The following is an 18,655-nucleotide window of genomic DNA, read 5'->3' as shown; positions in this document are numbered from 1 at the left end:
TAGATTGGAATAATTAGAGACAATTATATAGCATAGCTTTTTCATTGTCATCCCTTCATTTAAATTTCATACTTTTATCACGGTTTAACACTTTAACGAAAGAGTTATTATTTTATTCCGACAAAATGAAGGCCGGGAACCATTCACCGGCCTTCCTATGTTTATTTGCACATATAGTATTTTGTGTTAACTCCCGAGTGATGGGTGTTTACGTTAATGTATGCTCTGTTCCTTCATCTGTTGCAGCTGTTTCACTCTGTGCATCATCATTGTTTTGGTTTTCCCCGTCTTTTGATGATGTCATCGCTTGTGCTTTCTCTGTCAATTTCGTTTTGGAATCGACTGCTTTTTCCTTCAACTCAGCGCCTTTCTCATAGGCTTTATCTTTCCATTCAGATCCTTTGTTGACGGCTGTATCTTTTATTTCTGTTCCTTTTTCATATGCTTTACCTTTCCAATCGCCAGCACGAACCTTTAGATCCGACGCTCCGGAATTTATGTCATCACGAAGTTCATTGCCGGACTTCGGAGCGAGCAGAAGTGCTGTAAGAGCACCCCCAATAGCACCAATCATAGCACCAAGAGCAAATTCATTCCCGTTAAATCCTTCTTCTTCATTGTTCCCCATAATTATTTCTCCTCCTTTGGCTTTCATTTTTTATTTATTCTTTTTCTTTCTCCAAAAATCCACAACGGCATTTCCCCACTTTAATGCTTCCGAAGCCTTGTCCTGATCATAGGCAGCTGCTTTGGAAACACTGTCAGACCATTTCTGCAGGGATCCGTTAAGGTCACTGGCTGTTTTTCCAATTCCTTGCGCACTGTCAAATAAACCATTTAACTTCTCCGATTTTTGATTAACATCATCGGCCAGTTTATTCGTCTTTTCCAGCAGTTCTGATGTTTCTGTTGTGACCCCCTCCATCTGACTTTCCAGATTTTCCAATGTCTGCGTAGCATTCATCATGGTACGCTGCATGGATTTCAATGTCATGACTGTGTAGATGACAAGTACTGCAAATGCAACAGCAGCAATAAGTACAGCAATATACAGCAATAATTCCATTTTGTAATCAGCTCCTTCCATTCAGCAGTCAGTTGGATGCATGATCGGGTATTTACGTCCAGACTGACGACACTGGCTGTTCAGGAAAGAAAAGAATCTAATAACCCATTCCCTTCATCCAATAATTTAAACATACCAGTCGTACCATCATTCCACACAACCACTCACTCTTACTATAACGAATTTTTTCTTCAATTTCGATAAATATGCTGAAATTTATTACAAAAATTAAAAAGGCCTGCTTCACACAGGCACTTTTTTCAAGCATTCATTTGGCCACTCATAAAAGACGTGAGATAGTTCTCATACGCTTCTTGAAACTTCTGGATATCCCCTGCTCCCATAAAAAGAAGAACACTGTTTTCTTGACACGAAAGCAAATCTGTATTGTACAAATTTAGGATAGTGCTGCCATCAATACGCTTCTGCAGATCATAAATGGTGAGTTTTCCGCTGTCTTCCCTTGCGGATCCAAAAATATCGCATAAATAGACTTGATCAGCCAGATTTAGGCTGTCGGCGAATTCTTGCAAAAACGTTTTTGTACGAGTGAATGTGTGCGGTTGAAAAATAGCAGTGATGTCTTTATTTGGGAATTTCCTCCGGGCCGCATCGATAGTAGCGGTAATCTCTTTTGGATGATGGGCATAATCATCCACAAGGATTTGATGGCCTATTTGTTTTTCTGTGAATCGTCGTTTGACACCCGTGAAGTTTTGAAGATGTTTGATCGTTTCGGTCTTCATGTCTTCATAATGACAAATAGCAATGACAGACAATGCGTTCAGAACGTTATGATTCCCAAACATCGGGATTTCGAACGTGTCATAATACGTATCACGAACAAATACATCAAATGCTGTGCCTTGTGCTGTTTCCGTTACATGTTGTGCCTGAAAATCATTTGTGCCCGAGAACCCATAATGGATAACCGGCACCTTGGTTTGTATCTGTTGCAGCTGTTTATCATCCCCGCATGCAATGATTCCCTTTTTCACTTGATCAGCCATCATTTGGAAAGCTTGAAAAACGTCATCTATACTCGTAAAATAATCCGGATGGTCAAAATCTATATTTGTCATGATCGCATAATCTGGTTTATAGCTGAGAAAATGACGGCGGTATTCACATGCCTCAAACACAAAATATTTGCTGTTCACATGCCCTTTTCCAGTTCCGTCACCGATTAAATAAGACGTCGGAAAGGATGCATCAAGAACATGAGCTAGCAAACCTGTCGTCGATGTTTTCCCGTGAGCACCTGTCACAGCAATACTTAAAAATTGTTCCAACCACTCCCCTAAAAATTCATGATAACGATAGAACGTCAAACCTTTTCGACGTGCTTCCAATATTTCAGGATGATTTTCAGAAAAAGCATTACCCGCGATGACGATGCAGCCATCATTGATGTTCGTTTCTGAAAAAGGGAAGATTGGAATGTTTTTTTCCTCAAGTGCTTTTTGTGTAAAAAATCGTTTTTCCACATCAGAGCCCTGTACCTTCTCGCCGGAGTCATAAAGAATATGGGCAAGAGCGCTCATTCCGGTTCCCTTAATACCAATAAAATGGTAAGTTGTCATAAAAAGAACCTCCAAAAATATGTCTGAAACAAATGCCGTAATAACCAACGCTGACCGCTAGCCGACAGCTATTCAGCAATTATAGCAAAATGTTTCTCAGAATGAAATATGGACCATGTAATTGACTGTAATTCCAGTTTCCTATTATTCTGTATCTCTTTGCGGGAGGAAACCATTTATTACATGATAAACATAACCGGTTTCTGTTTCCCTGAAGAACTGGTCGCTTTACCACATTATATACATTAGTGACCACGAATGTTCTTCTTGCCAATTTTCTGTTGATTTTTTCTGCCAAAATTTAAAACTGCTAATACGAGCCGGCTATCATCAATACTATTTCATACACGCTATGATATATCAATCATACGAAAACATACAAATGAATTAATAGCTTTCTATTTGGTCAGCTGTCACCAATACATCGCGCGGCTTGCTCCCGTTTTGTTGTGCAATAATACCCTGGTTTTCCATAGCATCCATCAATCTTGCAGCTCGGTTATAACCAATTTTGAAATGCCGCTGTAACAGTGATGTACTCGCACTATTGTTCTGCACAACAAAGTCAATGACATCATCAAGCAAATCATCCGTTTCATCATCGTTGGTGACCTGAGCCAACAGCTGCTCCTGTTCAAATTGATATACCGGTTCGGCAATGGACCTTGCGTAATCAGTGACCCGATCAATTTCATCATCAGAAACAAAAGCACCTTGGATACGCACACTCTTACCCGCTCCATTTTCGGTGAACAACATGTCTCCGTTACCGAGCAACTTTTCAGCGCCGCCGTTATCGAGAATGGTTCTTGAATCGACTTGTGACGATACACTGAAAGCGATTCGTGTAGGGATATTTGCCTTAATCAGACCGGTAATAACATCAACAGACGGACGCTGTGTGGCTAGTAACAAATGAATACCACAAGCTCGCGCTTTTTGAGCAATCCGGCTAATAGCATCCTCCACATCCTGTGGCGCGGCCATCATTAAGTCAGCAAGCTCATCAATAACGATAACGATAAACGGTATTCGTTCGTCCTGGCGGTGCTCGCGAGCCATTTTGTTATTGAATCGTTCCATATCCCGGACGCCTTCCCGAACAAAGGCATCATAGCGCTCCTCCATTTCATTGACCGCCCATTTCAAGGCTGCTGTCGCTGCTTTAACGTCCGTAATCACCGGTGATATAAGATGCGGGATACCATTGAACGGTGCTAATTCAACCATTTTTGGATCAATCATTAAAAATTTCACGTCATCATGATGCGCTTTATATAAAAGGCTGATTAAAATGGAATTGATACAAACACTTTTGCCCGATCCGGTTGCCCCCGCTATCATTCCATGCGGCATTTTTTGAATGTCCGTAACCTTTACAGCGCCCTCAATGCTTTGTCCAAGAGCAACTGTTAAAGGGGACTTACTTGATTGAAAAGGCTCTGAGTCGAAAATTTCCTGCAGTCCCACTTTTTGAGCATGCTGGTTGGGAATTTCAATACCAATTGTATTTTTCCCGGGAATAGGCGCTTCCATTCGAATATCTTTCGCTGCCATATTCATTTTTAAATCATCACTCAAATTTTTGATTTTGCTTACTTTAACACCCGGCTCCGGCTGTATTTCAAATCGTGTCACCGATGGCCCTTGGGTGGTGCGAACGACTTTTGCCCGTATATGAAAATGATCTAGCGTTTGTTCAAGAAGTTCCTTTTCGCTGGTTAACCATTGTTCATCCTGCACACTTTCAGGCTCAGGATCATCAAGTAAATAGTACGGCACAACGCTAGCTTTTTCTGCTTCCTTATTCGGTTCAGACGCACGGGAAGGTTGTGGCTTTGGCCGACTTTGGGACTTCCTCTTATCATTGGTTGACATCATGACATTAAATGGTAAAGTCTGCTGATTCGTTTGTTGTTTATCTTTTTTATTTGCAGAACGACTTTTGTTCCGGTCCGTTTTTCGCTGTTGTGGTTGTGGTTGTTGCACCGGTTCATGCTGCTCGTTTTCAGTCTTGTCTTCAACATGTTTTGGTTTTTCTTCTTCTTTTTCTTCTTCTTTTTCTTCAGGAAGAGACGGCTCAACGGTTGCAGCTGCTTGATCCATTCTGTCTTCAGCTATGTTGTTCTCCGACTGCGCTGTCTTGAATTCAGGTTCCTGGTAGCCATCCTGTTTCCGCTGATAGGCTGGAATATCGATATCTTTTTCTTCCGGTTGTTCACGTTGCTGAAACCCAAAAATAGGAGAGGGAACATCACTCGGTTCAAATGGCTCGCTATTATCCGGCTTATAGATTTTCCTATCTTGCTCTGCTAACGGTTCAGACTGCTGTTGAGTCGAATCCGTTTCGTTTGATTGTTTTCGAGTGTATGCTGGTCGTTCTGTGTTATTCGGTTCCTCTCTGGATGGATGATCAGGGATGACAGGAAAGCGAAATGGCTTTCTAGCAGGGTATTGGTATGTCATTTTCGTGTGGAGTTCCTGTTTGCTTTCTTCCCATTCCGCTGAAGTTGTATCATGTTTATCTTCGTTTTCCGCAAATAAAAGGCTGCTGATTTTCTTTTTCCATCGATCCCACATATATTTTCACTCATTTCTATCAAAATAGCACTATGTTTAGTTTAACAATATTTTGTCTCGAATGGGAGTACAAAAAAACAACCCTTGCCTCAAAAGACACAGGTTGTTCATGAAATCAGGCAGCATTTTGGGTCTAAAAAACTCCCATTCGTATATCATTCTTTTTCATTCTTTTCCGGTCGGTTTTTGGCCAGTATGAAGACAGGCTCCAATGTTTTGTCTTCATAAATAAACGGCAATGATGTGATAGGGATCCGACCTTCTGCAAAAAATTTCATCGTCATTTGTGCCAGTATATCGTAACCGGCCTTATTTTGTATATCCGCCAAAATGAGCACATCCTGATGCGGAACAGCCACCGCAAGTTCCCCTTTGGCATCGGCCAGCATTTCTTCCAAAAATGCTTCATTTAAAATTCGGCTCGCATCATAGCCATCCTGCTTCGCAACAAAATAAAAATCATTTTCGGCCACCGTATCCTTTTTGAAATCGTTGTCCAGCGACCGTACATTAAATGAAGCTATTTCATCAATCCAGCTGTAAGACCAATTTTCTTCCTCCAGCAAGGCTTCATCAATGAGCCGATAAGATTTACCGAGATCCAACGCATAAAAAACACGCGTCTCCGCCGTATGCTCTCTAAAAACAAGCGTGGAGCCAGCATTGGTTTCCGTCGGGAAAGATGTTGCACGAATGACAGGATAAATCTGTTTTTCTTTGCCCGACAAGTCATGCTCTTCATGCATGATTTTTAATGCTTCGATAACATGTTCCTCAAGATCGTCAACAGCAGCCTCGCCACGCTCATTATATTTAGAGACAACATTGGGAAGGGTGATCGTTATTCCTTGCCCTGTATCTTGCCATTCAATGCGGAAGGTATCCTTGTCGCGATTGTATGACGTACGAAATTCCGGCTTCGCAAGGCGTGCTTCCATCATTTTTTTCATCTTTAGGCTGGTCATCTTTGCCATCTGCTAGCACCTCCGTTCATCCGTTCACTTCCTCCATAAAGGATTCGATTTCTTCTTTTGTTTTTCGATCTTTACTGACAAACCGGCCTGCTTCTTTACCGTTACGAAACGCGATAAAGCTTGGTATGCCGAAAACATCATACGTCTGGCACAGATTGATAAACCGATCGCGGTCGACTAAAAGAAACGTATAATCAGTGTAAGTTTCTTCAATTTCCGGTAATATTGGTTCAATAACACGGCAGTCCGGGCACCAATCAGCAGAAAATACAGCAACAACGTGTTTGCTATCAATATAATATTGAAATTGTTCCATTGATTCCAATGTTTTCATTTCCATCCACCTCCATTGCCATTCCCATCATATCCAAGATTCCCGTCTGATTCAATCGTCCTGATGGCAATCATTCCCGATACATTCAAATAAAAAAGACAGAAAGATGCTTGCTCCACCGTTTGTTAAAAAATAGTTACTCACTTTGATTGTTGCTCAAAGCTATGGATCGTGCCATTTTCATCATGGATTCAGCATCGCTTTGAAGCGTTCTTTTCGGCGTGTGAGTTGTTATTTTAACGCCACCAATGCCTGTTTGCAGTTCATATTGATCATCGTCATTAGCAGGCATAATTCGAATATAGCCGAATTTCTTTTTATCGCTAAAGGAATCCAGAAGCAATGCCTCATCTGATTTCGCTTTTGCTGCATTATAACTCTGTTTGCTTTTTGATCCTTCAAGCTTATTATAAAAAACAATATATGTTTGATCGCCATCTTTTAAAATAATATTATTTTCCTCTTCTTTGACAACGTTTAAACCAGATGGTACATACATGGATAATGTATCCAATTTTTGATTATTCTCAATATCACTATCCGCATGAAATAGCTCTTTCGCTTCCTCCCCTGCATTTTTGACAGCTTCCTTTTCCGATTGCATGAAATTACACCCTGTCAACAGAAGAACACTTCCTATGATGATCAGGATTACATATACTGTTCGCAATGTTTTGCCTCCAAGTCCATTTCTTATCCTCATCTTATGATACTACGATTTTTTAATTTGGCAAGGTGATAAATTTCCATGAATCCCTCTTTTGATTGCATTGTTCAGAAAACCAGTTAAGATGGAGGAAGATAGGATAAAAGGAGGCGATTTTCTTGGAACTGATGGTCTATCTGGCAGGCCAGATTCACGATGACTGGCGAGAACAGCTGAAATCAAAGGCTGCGGAAAAAAAGCTCCCATTAACGTTTGTTGCCCCACAGACCAATCACGAACGATCCGACAATATCGGTGAGGACATATTGGGAAAACAGCCGGGAAATATGTACAGAGACGATGCAGCATCCGCCATTAATAACTTTCGCACAGAGGTGATGATGCAGAAAGCGGACATCGTTATTGCTCTATTCGGAGAAAACTATAAACAGTGGAACACGGCCATGGATGCCAGCACTGCCATCACCATGAACAAACCAACCATTATTGTGCGACCTGATTCGTTAGTCCATCCGCTGAAAGAATTGTCCAATAAAGCAAATGTCACCGTAGAAACGATCGATCAAGCTCTTAAGGTTCTTGACTATTTGTACGATTAAAAAACGGGACTGGGACAAGACTAAACAACTCACTTCTAAACACGAACAATATAGTTAAGACGTAGTCACCGCTCCGGAAAAACACTACGCTTTCCGCGGGCGCTGATAAGCCTCCTCGTGCTCGTCGCACTGCGGGGTCTTATCTAGGCTTTTCATCCCGCAGGAGTCTTCGTGTTTTTCCTACGCTAAACGAAAAATCCGAACCGATTCAGACTTTTTTGGATTATAGTTCGGATTTTTATTTTACTAAACATCTTTTGTCCCAGCTCCGTGTTAACACAAAAGTGGGAAAAGCAATTGAATGCTTTATGGCAATAGGTCAGTAAGCTTCTCTAGAAAAGAAGTATCTCACTTCCAATAGTCCCACTGACCATTTAACAGCCTGATAACGTGAACAAACATGTCTTTGCGTTCCATATGCTCATTGGTGAAAATTCCTATGGCACCTTCCTCATGACGCACGTTCTGCCGCTGGGCATAGCTGTCCATCACATCACCAAGTTCTCTTCCGGCTGTGAGTTCATTCTTTATATGTTCAGGCAACGGAATCCGAGCTCCACTGGCAGTGAAAACGGTATGTTCAGCAGTGACGAGCGCGCCCCAATTGCACAAATGCAGCACACCACCGACAGTCATGACACCACCTTCCAATCCAATCCCGACATCAGCAGACGACGTCGTTTTCATGCATTCGGATGCTCGGTTGATAGCACCCTGTCTTGTTTCCGCGTCTGAAAACGGCTGGTTGTTTACCAATGACGGAACATTGTTGGCCACGACGCTGTCTGAGAAAAAAACGTCCTGAACCGCCGCTATTTTAGCAGGATTTGTTGAACCAACTGCAATCTTCATCATGTCACCTTATTTCGATTTAATGGTTTCCACCGTGTTTTGATCCGTCGATTGAATTAATTTCACCAGCAAGTCTTTTGCCGCCTGGTAATCGTCCACATGAATGATTGAGGATGACGTATGAATATAACGGGAACATATACCAACAACGGCCGATGGAATGCCATCGTTAGCGGTGTGAACACTTCCGGCATCCGTTCCGCCCTGTGATAGGAAATATTGATACGGGATATCGCTGGACTCTGCTGTGTCGAGTATAAATTCCCGCATGCCGCGATGAGTGATCATCGTCCGGTCAAAGATCCGCAATAACGCCCCCTTACCAAGTTGACCGAATGCCTCGCCATCACCAGTCATATCATTAGCAGGAGAGGCATCAAGTGCGAAGAAAAGATCCGGCTGAATCATATTGGCGGCAACTTTGGCACCCCGCAATCCTACCTCTTCCTGCACCGTTGCACCGGAATACAGGGTATTCGGAATGGACTGACCTTGAAGTTCTTTCATCAGCTCTACTGATAGCCCACAACCGTACCGATTATCCCACGCTTTGGCAAGAATCTTTTTTTCATTGGCCATCGGTGTAAATGGACAAATCGGAACAACCGACTGGCCGGGACGGATACCAATTGTCTCAGCGTCGTCACGGTCATCAGCGCCAATGTCTATCAGCATGTCTTGGGGATCCACTGGCTTTTTCTTTTGTTCAGGAGTCAAATTATGCGGTGGTGTCGAACCAATGACACCCGTGACTCGTCCTTCATCGGTCATGATTTGCACACGCTGCGCTAACATCACCTGGCTCCACCAACCGCCAAGCGTTTGAAAGCGGATCATGCCATTTTGGGTGATCTGGGTAACCATGAAACCTACTTCATCCATATGGCCGGCAACCATTATCCGCGGACCGCCGCCATTTCTGACTCCAAAAACACCGCCCAGATTATCCTGGATGACGTCATCAGCATATTTTTCCAATTCGCCACGCATAAATGACCGTACAGCGTTCTCATCTCCTGGAGCACCTGGCAATTCAGTCAGACGTTTGAACAAATCCTTGGTTTCTTGATTCATGAATGGTTCCTCCTTATACAGTACGTGTATGTAGTAAAACAAGTATAACGGAAAGAGATATCGTCTTTCCACCGACATTATTCTATTGGTTTTTATTTTTCCTATTTTCCGTTATACTAAAAATATATTGAAAAAGTACTTGAAAAATTCCAGAGGTGATAGTTACATGAAGAAAAGAAATATCGTTATTGCGGCTGTTGCTGGCATTGCGGCAGGATACACGGTAAAACAGCAGCTGGATCGCTACCAGACAGTGACACCGGAGAAAGCACTTAAGAAAGCAAAAGAAACTTTTAAACAACAAGGACCCATCAGTGGTTCATGGATTTACATGAAACCGGAACAATATGAAAAACACGATCTTCTGTATAACGCTTACCGCGGTGGTATCACCCGGACCATTGATGGAGAACACAAACAGTATGAGTTCTACATTGATGCGGACTCAGGAGTCGTCATCGACGCTGTTGAGACGACATAACGTTATGAAAAAGCCATTTGCCATGCAGATGGCTTTTTCCCGTTTAGGCAGGTGTCGGAAAATAGGGTAACATCATGAACCGATCCCCTGTGGAACTCGTAAGCAGACGGTTGGTTGGATCATCTCACTCATAGTCATGCCGTTGTCGTTCCACTGCCTTCACCCTATTACCGGATTCATTAAATTGAATGGCCCGGAAATAAGCATCATGATAAAAGGTATACCATGCTTGGTTTTTATACCCGTAGTCCATCCACTTTTCTTTTTGGTGAACGGACGTTACCGGGTAATCATCATAAGCAAGCGCCCACAGTTTATTCTGATGTGCGTTCGTCGGCATGATATCCGCCATATGAATCCACGTTTCGCCCCCATCTTCAAACAGCAATATAGAATGACCGTCGCTGTGACCGCCCGTGTGAATCATCTTCAAACCGTCTGTCACCGTCCATTCCTGTTCAAATGGCTGTACTTGCCCCTGTATAGATTTCCAGTTCATCTCCCAATATGTGTTGGCCGATCGAATATTAGGGTTGCGCATTTCATCCCATTCCACCCGGGAAACATAGATATCAGCATTTTTAAAAACAGATTCATAGCCGTTATCTGTTGGTTTCGTAAGCCCGCAAGCATGATCAAAATGCAAATGCGTCATCAACATCGCATCGATATCATCGGTTGACAGCTCTAATTCAGCCAATGACTGATCAATGTATGACTCTTCACGGACACCAAAATTGCGAATTTGTTTGTCCGTTAATTTTCCGTTGCCCATTCCCGAATCAATGATATAATTTTTCCCATCAATCTGCAGGAGAATCGGATCTGTCCGCAATTCAATCTGATTTTTCTCATTATAGGGGTACTTTTTTCCCCAAAGTGCTTTCGGAACAACACCAAACATGGCCCCGCCGTCAAGGAAGTTAACACCGCCGTTCAACCACGTCAATTCAGCCCGCCCAATTTGCAATGATTCCATATAACTCCTCCTTTACCTCTATCGTCAGTTTATCACGCATGAACCAATGAATAATAGTTTTGCCTCTGAATGTGGACCAATCAGTGGCGTAAAGGCGAGAAATAGAACGTCATCAATTAATAATGTTCTCCACAACCCATCCGTGGGAATTAAAATGCCCACGGATTAAACATTTTCTTGAATACCGCTTACTATGTCAACGATAAGAACCATTGCAACAATAAACTTTGATAGAAAAGTTATGTAAATTGAGCGCGGCAGCAGTAGATGGGTTGGCCTTGTGCAGCAAATTTCTCTTCGTATTCGGTCATAACATTTTCCGGGTCATTGGCATCGTGCAGGTCGAGAAACACGTCTTTCAGTTCGAGTCCAAACGAAGAGAAGCTGACAAGGGAATATTCAAACAGCCCTTGGTTATCCGTTTTCAAAGTCATTTCCCCGCCGGGCTGCAAAATGTGTTGATATTGTTGTAAAAATGTATGAAACGTCAGCCGTCTCTTCGCATGGCGTTTTTTTGGCCATGGATCGGAAAAATTCAAATAAATAGAAGCAATCTCATTTTCAGCGAATAATTCTGTTAAGTCAGATGCATCCGCATGGATTAAAAGAGCGTTTGTCCGACCGGAATTTTTTATTTTGGAACCCGCCATGACGATAATGCTTTTCGCCAGTTCAATGCCAATAAAATTAACATCCGGATGGCGCTCAGCCATGCCATTGATAAACTGACCCTTCCCTGTTCCGATTTCTAAATGAATAGGCAGGTCCCGGGCAAACAACTCTCTCCAATGGCCTTTTTGTTTTTCCGGTTCTGGGATAACCAAATTCGTGTTATTCCTCAGAAAGTCATCCGCCCAAGCTCGATGGCGTTGCCTCATTCCATATGCACCTCCCTTTATTCCTAAGCATAAATATCCCAAATTTGTCCATACTGTATGTTGAGGTGAATTCCAATGACGTTGACGGTAAACAATCAATTGCAGCTTCTTCATGACATTTTGACAGAACAAACAGAGGATTGCTGTGGCGCTATATCTGAGTATCAACAAATTAAACGGCTGGTTCAGTCGATGATGGCTGATAATTGTATCTCAGACGAACAGCTCCTTCAATTTTTACCGGAGATTTACAACTACGGCCGGCAAGGTGAAAATGCCCATAATGACGAAGAACACGTCCATGCCAACAAGGAAAATATCGATCGTTGGGTGAACGCCATCAGCGGAATCAGTCTAAAATAATGGTTCTGACATGATGGTTCAAATCACGCAGATCAGACAAGCGTTCATGCGCTTTCCGGATTTCATTCCGTTCATAATGCCAGTTTAAATAATACAGCGAATCCATTATCAAATACCAGTGAATGCGTTCAATCAACTGATTATCATGCGTGATGCCATATCGATAAAGCCAATCATTCCAGTTTTCCCGTGGTATATACCATTTTAATATAAACCCATAATCCATCGCCGGATCCGCGATCATGGCATTATCCCAATCCACAAGGTACAGCTGATCCTGCTTGGTCCAAATCATATTATGATGATTCAAATCACAATGACAGACAACTTTCTGTTGGTTACGCGTGACAGGCAAAAGACGATGCAAATACTCAATGGACTCACGGATTTCTTTATGCAAATCAATGAGTCCATTTGTTTTTAAGTACCCAATCATTTCTGTAAAACGGTCATCTGCTGTCGCCGGTTTTTTGCCGAGTCGCATGAGCATGTGCAATAACTCGGACGACTGGTGGATTTTGGCCAACAGCGCGGCAACTCGGTAATGCTGCATTTCTTCCGGATGTAGTTCCCGGCCCTCCAGCCATTCTTGAGCCGTAATGACATCCCCGTTTTCCATGCGTTTTGTCCATACAAGCTTGGGAACAATCCCTACGGCTGACAGAACAGCAAGAAATGGAGAGGAATTTCGCTTCAGGAAAAGACGCTGTTCATTTTTTTTCGCTACATACGCATCACCTGTCAGTCCACCGGCAGGATGAATATTCCATTCTTTTCCTACTGCTTGTTGAAGCCAATTCACCGCACATACCTCAAATCATTCAAAGTTTGTAATCATAAACAGACACATGAAAATAGATTATCGGAAATGCCGGGCATTTTCAAGCAAAATTCCCATTTCGCCAAGAAGTTTTTCCTATTTCCCTGTGTCACATACATTCATCATTTTTTCATTTCGAACGCTTCACGGATGTTGTCTAGCTGCTTGATCAATTGCCCCCTTAATGGTTACCCTTTAGCAAATCAAACGTACGGATCGATTGATACTTAGGCAGCTGGGCCGGAAAAATGCGATAAACAGTCACTTGGTCAACTGTGAACACATGCTGCGTACTATAACGTTCTTGCCACGGCTTCATGTCCATTTTTGACCCGTTCCATTTCTTAGCCAGGGTGATATGAGGCTTAAATGGTCGTTTTTCCGGTTGGAACCCCGCATCAGCGGCCGCTGCTTCCACACACTGATGCAGGTTAATCAAATCGGGTGTTTTTTCCACACCAGTCCATAACACGCGCGGTGCAGAAGGGTTTCCGAATGTTCCCAATTCCCCGGCATGAACATGAAATGCAAATATTGTTTCGAGCCCGTGTAACTGTTCCAGAAGCATATCAAGATCGCTGTCGGCAACGGGACCGAGAAATTTCATGGTCACATGCAGATCGTCACGGTGTGTCCACTGTTTATACGGTAGTTGTCTCTTGATCTCAGACTGTCTTACAGCCAACCACTGCTTCCACTGCTCTGATAGAGGAATGGCTATAAAATAATGAGATAAATTCATAATTAGCCCTCATTTTTTTCTATTATGTATCGTATACTTTATTAAAAATGAAAAAGTTTTCGCAACACAATTACTTTTCACTTTAGTCTTTACCAAATTAAGTGTAAAATGTAAACAAGAACGATTCACGAGCACCACGAGATAATGACATTCATTAGGGAGTGGTTTTTTGAATCAAACAACATCGCGTATGCTGACAAGAGTGAAAGCTGTCTACCTTTATATCAGAGAAAAAGGGACTGTTTCCACCAGTGACATTGCCGACGAATTTGGGACGACGGATCGGACCGTGCAACGGGATTTACACATTTTAACCCATAATGGACTTGTTGAAAGTCCTGTGCGCGGTAAATGGACAATAACAGATAAACCTGTCCATATATCCTGAGTCGATTTCAGCGATTGTATCCTTCCAGCAGCGGGTGTTATTCGGCTGAGCGTTCTGTTTCGAATATCCAGCCGTCTTTAGCTGACATATCTCTTATCGGCTTCAATTTTCATTTTGCAACTTTTCTACTTCACCTGCTGTTAATTCACGGAAGCTACCGGATTCCAAAGCCGGATCCAATGTTAAAGGCCCCATTCGGATCCGTTTTAAAAAAAGCACTTTTTTTCCGGCCGCTGCGACCATTCGTTTGATTTGGTGATATTTTCCCTCCGTGATCGTTATTTCGGCTTCCGATGTTCCCCCTGTCCTCAGAATGGTCAACGCGGCCGGTTTGGTTTGATAGCCATCCTCCAAAGTTATTCCATCGGCAAACATCTGCTTATCTTCCTCGGTCACGGGCCCACTAATTGTTACGTAATACGTTTTTTCTATATTTTTTCGGGGAGACGTGAGCCTGTGGGCCAAATCTCCGTCATTCGTTATAAGCAACAACCCCTCTGTATCCTTATCGAGTCTGCCGACAGGAAAAGGAGCAAAAACATAATAATCATCAGGCAACAGGTCAACAACCGTTTGATCTCGATTATCCACCGTTGCTGAAACATAGCCTGATGGTTTATTCATCATAATATAAACATACTTCCGGTAGATGATCGGTTCTCCATTCACAGCAGTTGTATCTTTTTCAGGATTTAACTGCTGTGCTGTGTTCTTGACTGCTCTCCCATTAATGGTCACCTGTTTTTTCTTAATCAGTGCTTTCACATCTTTTCGACTTCCATAGCCCATGTTTGCCAACAATTTATCCAGGCGCATTTCGATAGCCTCCTTCATTTGCGAAATAAATGGTCGAGTACCTTCACACGATCTCCCAGCACCCGTTCAAGCAAAGTGGACTGATAACTGAACCAAAGATAGATACCGCCTCCGATGCCAACACCTGCAATAAGTACAATGACAGCCGATAACTGCTTCGTTTCATACGCCAAAAACATTCCGAATACCGCTTTGACAATCCAAATAACCAAGCACATCATGGCGGTGAAAATACCAATAAGCAAAAAACGTTTATAGGTCTGTCTGAACGGAAATCGAATAGCCTTGCGAATGCGCCATAAATTCAGAGCAACCGCTGTACCTGTAGCCAGCATCGTGCCTAAGATCACACCTTTGGCACCAAACATATGAATCAGCTGGATATTTAAAAGCATTTTGACCAACAAACCCCCGGCTAAACTGATAATAGCAAATCGTTGTTCATTAATTCCCTGCAGGATGGACGATGTAACGGTGAACAGGGCAAACAATAACCCGACCGGTGCATACCAACCAAGCAAGCTGCCGGTATACCCAATTTGATCCATGCCATACAACGAACCATATGCAACGTCAGACAACATTGATAAGCCGGCAACAGCCGGAACAACGAGAACAAGTACAATTTGTAATGCCTGATGGATTTGCTGATTCATTAAAGCCCGGTCTTTTTGTGTGAATGTTTTCGTCAATGCTGGAATAATAGCCAAAGACAGGCCGGTCGCAATCGTTACCGGAATAATAACCAGTTTATGACCGTAAAAATTGATAGCCGCATTCGCTGTTTCAAACAGGTCCTTTTTGCCAATAGCTGTCATTGCCCGCTCAAATGTGAACTGGTCAATCAATTGATACATTGGAACAGCAACACCAACTACGACAAACGGACCAGCATAGCGAAACAATTCGGCAAATAACCTTTTCATCGACAAATCATACGTGTAGTTTTGTTTATTTATTTGGGCGTATATTTGTGTTTTGCGTCGCCGCCAAAACCACCACAGAACAGCACTAGAGGCCAGCGCACCGATGAATGCCGCAAAAGCGGAAAATCCCACCGCAGTAATCTTGGATCCGTCGAGCAGCACCGTAATAACAAATGCAGCGCTTAGAATAAAACCAATCCGGATAATTTGTTCCACAACTTGCGAAACTGCTGTTGGCTCCATGGATTCATACCCTTGGAAAAATCCGCGAACAATGCTCATGGACGGTATAACCAACAGCGCTATACTTACCATCCGGATCACCATAGCGACATCCGATGCAGCTATGCTTCCTTCCTTTTCATTGGTAATCATTTGCTCAGCCAAAAGATTAGCACTGGAAAACATGATGAGAAAAGCAATGATACCCGTTGCCGCCATTAACATCATGCCTGCTTTGAACATACGCATGCCTGTTTCATAATCACCAAGCGCATTATATTTTGAAACAAATTTGGAAACAGCCATTGGTACACCGATGGTCGAGAAACTGATTAAAATCGTATAAGGCGTATAGGCAAACTGGAACAATGTCCCACCAGATTTCCCAACGAGCGCATTAAACGGAATAACGTAAATCATTCCTAATAATTTCGATAAAAATGTTGCACTGGTAAGCATCATTGTTCCTTTAATAATATTTGACATGTTTTCACCTGCATCACGTATAAGTTACACATTCGCTATTTTAGCATACATCATACAAAAATCATTATAAAGAGAATATCATTTTGGGAATGGTCTTTATTAGCCTGCAAATGTGGAATAATACCAAAGATAAATTTATGTACATCCAGTCGTTTTTTGCCGTAATCCGTGCTAAAATGCCAACGAAAGGAATGAAGCCTATTGTCTTACGATACAGCAGTCATCGGTGGCGGACCATCCGGATTAATGGCGTCAATAGCTGCCGCCGAGCACGGATCCAAAGCAATTTTAATTGAAAAAGGAAAAAAACTGGGGACCAAATTGGCCATCTCTGGCGGGGGACGCTGCAACGTGACGAATCGACTTCCCGAAGAAGAAGTGATTCGACACATCCCAGGTAATGGAAAATTTCTGTACAGTCCCTTTGCCGTTTTCAATAATTACGATATCATTGATTACTTTGAGAATATGGGTGTCCATCTAAAGGAAGAAGACAATGGACGCATGTTCCCTGTATCTAATTCAGCCAAATCCGTGGTCAATGCACTCATCAACAAACTCAGCGAACAAAATATTGACATTCGCATGAACACCCCGGTGAAAGCCATTCACTACGGGGAGCAGGAACATACGATTATCCTTGAATCCGGTGAAAAAATCCAGGCATCATCAGTAATTATCGCTGTGGGTGGAAAAGCTGTCCCCCACACCGGGTCAACCGGAGATGGCTATGAATGGGCAAAAAAAGCTGGTCATACAGTGACGGAACTTTATCCGACCGAAGTAGCCTTAACCTCAGACGAACCATTCATCAAGCAAAAACACTTACAAGGATTGTCATTACGAAATGTCGCACTGTCTGTACTGAATAAAAAACATAAACCAATGATCACCCACCAGCTGGACATGATCTTCACCCATTTTGGTATTTCCGGTCCAGCTGTCCTGCGGTGTTCTCAATTCGTTGTCAAAGAGCTGATGAAAGGACGGGAAGCTGTTCCCATGCAGCTTGATGTGTTCCCTGATGAGTCCGAACAGCAATTATTCCAGTCCATGATAACAGCGATAACAAACAACCCTAAAAAATCCATTCGAAATGTTTTGAAACATGTGATCCCTGAAAAACTGCTGGATCATATGCTTGCTCAAAATAACGTGGACGGTGATCAGAAAGCAGCTGGCGTCGCTCATAATGTGATTCGCAGCCTTGTTCAGCATTTGAAGAAATTTCGTTTTGATGTTCATGGCTCTCTTCCACTTCGTAAAGCATTTGTAACCGGCGGCGGTATCTCCATAAAAGAAATCGTACCCAACACGATGCAATCCAAAATTATGCATGGACTGTATTTTTGTGGTGAGATCCTCGACATCCACGGATATACAGGCGGTTATAACATTACATCCGCCTTGGTAACCGGACGTATCGCAGGGATGAATGCCGCATTGGAAGCTTCCTCTCTTGGCAGTTGATTCCGGGCATCTTTTCTGTTATTTCAACCATACTAAGTATGTAAGGGGACTTTTAACCAACAGAAAGGAAGGAACAATCATGCAGCAGAACAATAATATGTGGCTTCCCCTAGTTGCATCGGTCGGTGTTGGAGCGGCAACTTATTATAGCATGACGAGAAGCAATCGTAATTTCGGACAAGCCATGCAGCAAATGATTCCCGTCGTTTCTCAAATGAATAAAAGTCAGCCGTTTTAACTGGATCGATTCCCATTATTTATTTTCGCGCACCTATCAGCTATAGGTGCGCTTTTTATGGATAGCGTGGATTGAGCTGCGTGAGTTTTCATCATAGTCGCTCGAATTTTGCTTTGA

21 protein-coding genes are annotated in these 18,655 nt (G+C 42.7%); 6 read left to right on the top strand and 15 right to left on the bottom strand.

Annotation, left to right across the window (positions count from 1 at the left end):
- Window positions 1-208 precede the first annotated feature (208 nt).
- The 7 genes from ACZ5Q7_RS09185 to ACZ5Q7_RS09155 form a co-directional block, all read right to left on the bottom strand.
- Window positions 209-628 carry a YtxH domain-containing protein gene (locus ACZ5Q7_RS09185; protein ID WP_343750666.1) on the bottom strand — a complete coding sequence of 140 codons (420 nt, stop codon included), beginning with the start codon at window positions 626-628 and terminating at the stop codon, window positions 209-211.
- A gap of 30 nt (window positions 629-658) precedes the next feature.
- Window positions 659-1,066 carry a DUF948 domain-containing protein gene (locus tag ACZ5Q7_RS09180; protein ID WP_343750668.1) on the bottom strand — a complete coding sequence of 136 codons (408 nt, stop codon included), beginning with the start codon at window positions 1,064-1,066 and terminating at the stop codon, window positions 659-661.
- Between the two features lie 260 nt (window positions 1,067-1,326).
- Window positions 1,327-2,649 carry a UDP-N-acetylmuramate--L-alanine ligase gene (gene murC / locus ACZ5Q7_RS09175; protein WP_343750669.1) on the bottom strand — a complete coding sequence of 441 codons (1,323 nt, stop codon included), beginning with the start codon at window positions 2,647-2,649 and terminating at the stop codon, window positions 1,327-1,329.
- Window positions 2,650-3,036: 387 nt separating this feature from the next.
- Window positions 3,037-5,229, bottom strand: coding sequence for a DNA translocase FtsK (locus ACZ5Q7_RS09170; RefSeq protein WP_343750670.1), 2,193 nt, complete (start codon window positions 5,227-5,229; stop codon window positions 3,037-3,039).
- Window positions 5,230-5,384: 155 nt separating this feature from the next.
- A complete protein-coding gene (locus tag ACZ5Q7_RS09165; protein ID WP_343750671.1) occupies window positions 5,385-6,203 on the bottom strand; it encodes a DUF1444 domain-containing protein in 819 nt (272 codons plus the stop codon).
- A gap of 16 nt (window positions 6,204-6,219) precedes the next feature.
- Window positions 6,220-6,537 carry a thioredoxin family protein gene (locus ACZ5Q7_RS09160; RefSeq protein ID WP_343750672.1) on the bottom strand — a complete coding sequence of 106 codons (318 nt, stop codon included), beginning with the start codon at window positions 6,535-6,537 and terminating at the stop codon, window positions 6,220-6,222.
- A 136-nt stretch (window positions 6,538-6,673) separates the two neighbouring features.
- A complete protein-coding gene (locus ACZ5Q7_RS09155) occupies window positions 6,674-7,207 on the bottom strand; it encodes a hypothetical protein (RefSeq protein ID WP_343750673.1) in 534 nt (177 codons plus the stop codon).
- A 155-nt stretch (window positions 7,208-7,362) separates the two neighbouring features.
- Between ACZ5Q7_RS09155 and ACZ5Q7_RS09150 the strand changes: the two genes are divergently transcribed.
- Complete coding sequence (locus tag ACZ5Q7_RS09150; RefSeq protein ID WP_343750674.1) at window positions 7,363-7,803, top strand: YtoQ family protein; 441 nt, start codon at window positions 7,363-7,365, stop codon at window positions 7,801-7,803.
- Between the two features lie 348 nt (window positions 7,804-8,151).
- Here ACZ5Q7_RS09150 and ACZ5Q7_RS09145 read toward each other — a convergent pair whose 3' ends face one another.
- Both ACZ5Q7_RS09145 and ACZ5Q7_RS09140 read right to left on the bottom strand, forming a co-directional pair.
- Window positions 8,152-8,658 carry a DUF84 family protein gene (locus ACZ5Q7_RS09145; RefSeq protein WP_343750675.1) on the bottom strand — a complete coding sequence of 169 codons (507 nt, stop codon included), beginning with the start codon at window positions 8,656-8,658 and terminating at the stop codon, window positions 8,152-8,154.
- Between the two features lie 6 nt (window positions 8,659-8,664).
- Entirely contained in the window at window positions 8,665-9,729 is a 1,065-nt protein-coding gene (locus ACZ5Q7_RS09140; RefSeq protein WP_343750676.1) for a M42 family metallopeptidase, read from the bottom strand.
- 166 nt (window positions 9,730-9,895) lie between these two features.
- On the opposite strand from ACZ5Q7_RS09140, the gene ACZ5Q7_RS09135 reads away from it, so the two are divergent.
- Entirely contained in the window at window positions 9,896-10,210 is a 315-nt protein-coding gene (locus tag ACZ5Q7_RS09135) for a PepSY domain-containing protein (RefSeq protein WP_343750677.1), read from the top strand.
- 124 nt (window positions 10,211-10,334) lie between these two features.
- On the opposite strand, the gene ACZ5Q7_RS09130 is transcribed toward ACZ5Q7_RS09135, so the two are convergent.
- Both ACZ5Q7_RS09130 and trmB read right to left on the bottom strand, forming a co-directional pair.
- On the bottom strand, window positions 10,335-11,189 hold the full coding sequence (locus ACZ5Q7_RS09130) for a YtnP family quorum-quenching lactonase (RefSeq protein ID WP_343750679.1): 855 nt from the start codon (window positions 11,187-11,189) through the stop codon (window positions 10,335-10,337).
- Between the two features lie 239 nt (window positions 11,190-11,428).
- Complete coding sequence (gene trmB / locus ACZ5Q7_RS09125) at window positions 11,429-12,067, bottom strand: tRNA (guanosine(46)-N7)-methyltransferase TrmB (RefSeq protein WP_343750680.1); 639 nt, start codon at window positions 12,065-12,067, stop codon at window positions 11,429-11,431.
- Window positions 12,068-12,142: 75 nt separating this feature from the next.
- On the opposite strand from trmB, the gene ACZ5Q7_RS09120 reads away from it, so the two are divergent.
- Window positions 12,143-12,430 (top strand): YtzH-like family protein, encoded by a 288-nt coding sequence (locus tag ACZ5Q7_RS09120; protein WP_343750681.1) that lies wholly within the window; start codon window positions 12,143-12,145, stop codon window positions 12,428-12,430.
- Here the strand turns inward: ACZ5Q7_RS09120 and ACZ5Q7_RS09115 are convergent.
- Window positions 12,417-13,232, bottom strand: coding sequence for a phosphotransferase family protein (locus tag ACZ5Q7_RS09115; RefSeq protein ID WP_343750683.1), 816 nt, complete (start codon window positions 13,230-13,232; stop codon window positions 12,417-12,419). The genes ACZ5Q7_RS09120 and ACZ5Q7_RS09115 overlap by 14 nt on opposite strands.
- A gap of 199 nt (window positions 13,233-13,431) precedes the next feature.
- Complete coding sequence (gene thpR, locus ACZ5Q7_RS09110) at window positions 13,432-13,992, bottom strand: RNA 2',3'-cyclic phosphodiesterase (RefSeq protein WP_343750684.1); 561 nt, start codon at window positions 13,990-13,992, stop codon at window positions 13,432-13,434.
- Between the two features lie 169 nt (window positions 13,993-14,161).
- On the opposite strand from thpR, the gene ACZ5Q7_RS09105 reads away from it, so the two are divergent.
- Window positions 14,162-14,380, top strand: a complete 219-nt coding sequence (locus ACZ5Q7_RS09105) for a DeoR family transcriptional regulator (protein ID WP_343750685.1) — start codon at window positions 14,162-14,164, stop codon at window positions 14,378-14,380.
- Between the two features lie 102 nt (window positions 14,381-14,482).
- Here the strand turns inward: ACZ5Q7_RS09105 and ACZ5Q7_RS09100 are convergent, their stop codons facing one another.
- The gene (locus ACZ5Q7_RS09100) at window positions 14,483-15,196 is read right to left on the bottom strand and encodes a pseudouridine synthase (protein WP_343750686.1); all 714 of its coding nucleotides are present in this window, start codon (window positions 15,194-15,196) and stop codon (window positions 14,483-14,485) included.
- Between the two features lie 14 nt (window positions 15,197-15,210).
- Window positions 15,211-16,830, bottom strand: coding sequence for a putative polysaccharide biosynthesis protein (locus ACZ5Q7_RS09095; protein WP_343750687.1), 1,620 nt, complete (start codon window positions 16,828-16,830; stop codon window positions 15,211-15,213).
- A gap of 201 nt (window positions 16,831-17,031) precedes the next feature.
- On the opposite strand from ACZ5Q7_RS09095, the gene ACZ5Q7_RS09090 reads away from it, so the two are divergent.
- Both ACZ5Q7_RS09090 and ACZ5Q7_RS09085 read left to right on the top strand, forming a co-directional pair.
- On the top strand, window positions 17,032-18,300 hold the full coding sequence (locus ACZ5Q7_RS09090) for a BaiN/RdsA family NAD(P)/FAD-dependent oxidoreductase (RefSeq protein WP_343750688.1): 1,269 nt from the start codon (window positions 17,032-17,034) through the stop codon (window positions 18,298-18,300).
- Window positions 18,301-18,379: 79 nt separating this feature from the next.
- On the top strand, window positions 18,380-18,538 hold the full coding sequence (locus ACZ5Q7_RS09085) for a hypothetical protein (RefSeq protein ID WP_343750689.1): 159 nt from the start codon (window positions 18,380-18,382) through the stop codon (window positions 18,536-18,538).
- Window positions 18,539-18,655: the final 117 nt, after the last annotated feature.

The sequence above is a fragment of the Lentibacillus halophilus genome (assembly GCF_055395055.1).
The sequence above is the reverse complement of the archived record's forward strand: the minus strand, read 5'-3'. Positions and strand labels throughout refer to the sequence as shown.

What these genes read in the sequence shown, in the direction of transcription:
- ACZ5Q7_RS09185 (WP_343750666.1), bottom strand. Translation starts at nt 628, where the DNA reads ATGGGGAACAATGAAGAAGAAGGATTTAACGGGAATGAATTTGCTCTT.
- ACZ5Q7_RS09180 (WP_343750668.1), bottom strand. Translation starts at nt 1,066, where the DNA reads ATGGAATTATTGCTGTATATTGCTGTACTTATTGCTGCTGTTGCATTT.
- murC (WP_343750669.1), bottom strand. Translation starts at nt 2,649, where the DNA reads ATGACAACTTACCATTTTATTGGTATTAAGGGAACCGGAATGAGCGCT.
- ACZ5Q7_RS09170 (WP_343750670.1), bottom strand. Translation starts at nt 5,229, where the DNA reads ATGTGGGATCGATGGAAAAAGAAAATCAGCAGCCTTTTATTTGCGGAA.
- ACZ5Q7_RS09165 (WP_343750671.1), bottom strand. Translation starts at nt 6,203, where the DNA reads ATGGCAAAGATGACCAGCCTAAAGATGAAAAAAATGATGGAAGCACGC.
- ACZ5Q7_RS09160 (WP_343750672.1), bottom strand. Translation starts at nt 6,537, where the DNA reads ATGAAAACATTGGAATCAATGGAACAATTTCAATATTATATTGATAGC.
- ACZ5Q7_RS09145 (WP_343750675.1), bottom strand. Translation starts at nt 8,658, where the DNA reads ATGATGAAGATTGCAGTTGGTTCAACAAATCCTGCTAAAATAGCGGCG.
- ACZ5Q7_RS09140 (WP_343750676.1), bottom strand. Translation starts at nt 9,729, where the DNA reads ATGAATCAAGAAACCAAGGATTTGTTCAAACGTCTGACTGAATTGCCA.
- ACZ5Q7_RS09135 (WP_343750677.1), top strand. Translation starts at nt 9,896, where the DNA reads ATGAAGAAAAGAAATATCGTTATTGCGGCTGTTGCTGGCATTGCGGCA.
- ACZ5Q7_RS09130 (WP_343750679.1), bottom strand. Translation starts at nt 11,189, where the DNA reads ATGGAATCATTGCAAATTGGGCGGGCTGAATTGACGTGGTTGAACGGC.
- trmB (WP_343750680.1), bottom strand. Translation starts at nt 12,067, where the DNA reads ATGAGGCAACGCCATCGAGCTTGGGCGGATGACTTTCTGAGGAATAAC.
- ACZ5Q7_RS09120 (WP_343750681.1), top strand. Translation starts at nt 12,143, where the DNA reads ATGACGTTGACGGTAAACAATCAATTGCAGCTTCTTCATGACATTTTG.
- thpR (WP_343750684.1), bottom strand. Translation starts at nt 13,992, where the DNA reads ATGAATTTATCTCATTATTTTATAGCCATTCCTCTATCAGAGCAGTGG.
- ACZ5Q7_RS09100 (WP_343750686.1), bottom strand. Translation starts at nt 15,196, where the DNA reads ATGCGCCTGGATAAATTGTTGGCAAACATGGGCTATGGAAGTCGAAAA.
- ACZ5Q7_RS09095 (WP_343750687.1), bottom strand. Translation starts at nt 16,830, where the DNA reads ATGTCAAATATTATTAAAGGAACAATGATGCTTACCAGTGCAACATTT.
- ACZ5Q7_RS09085 (WP_343750689.1), top strand. Translation starts at nt 18,380, where the DNA reads ATGCAGCAGAACAATAATATGTGGCTTCCCCTAGTTGCATCGGTCGGT.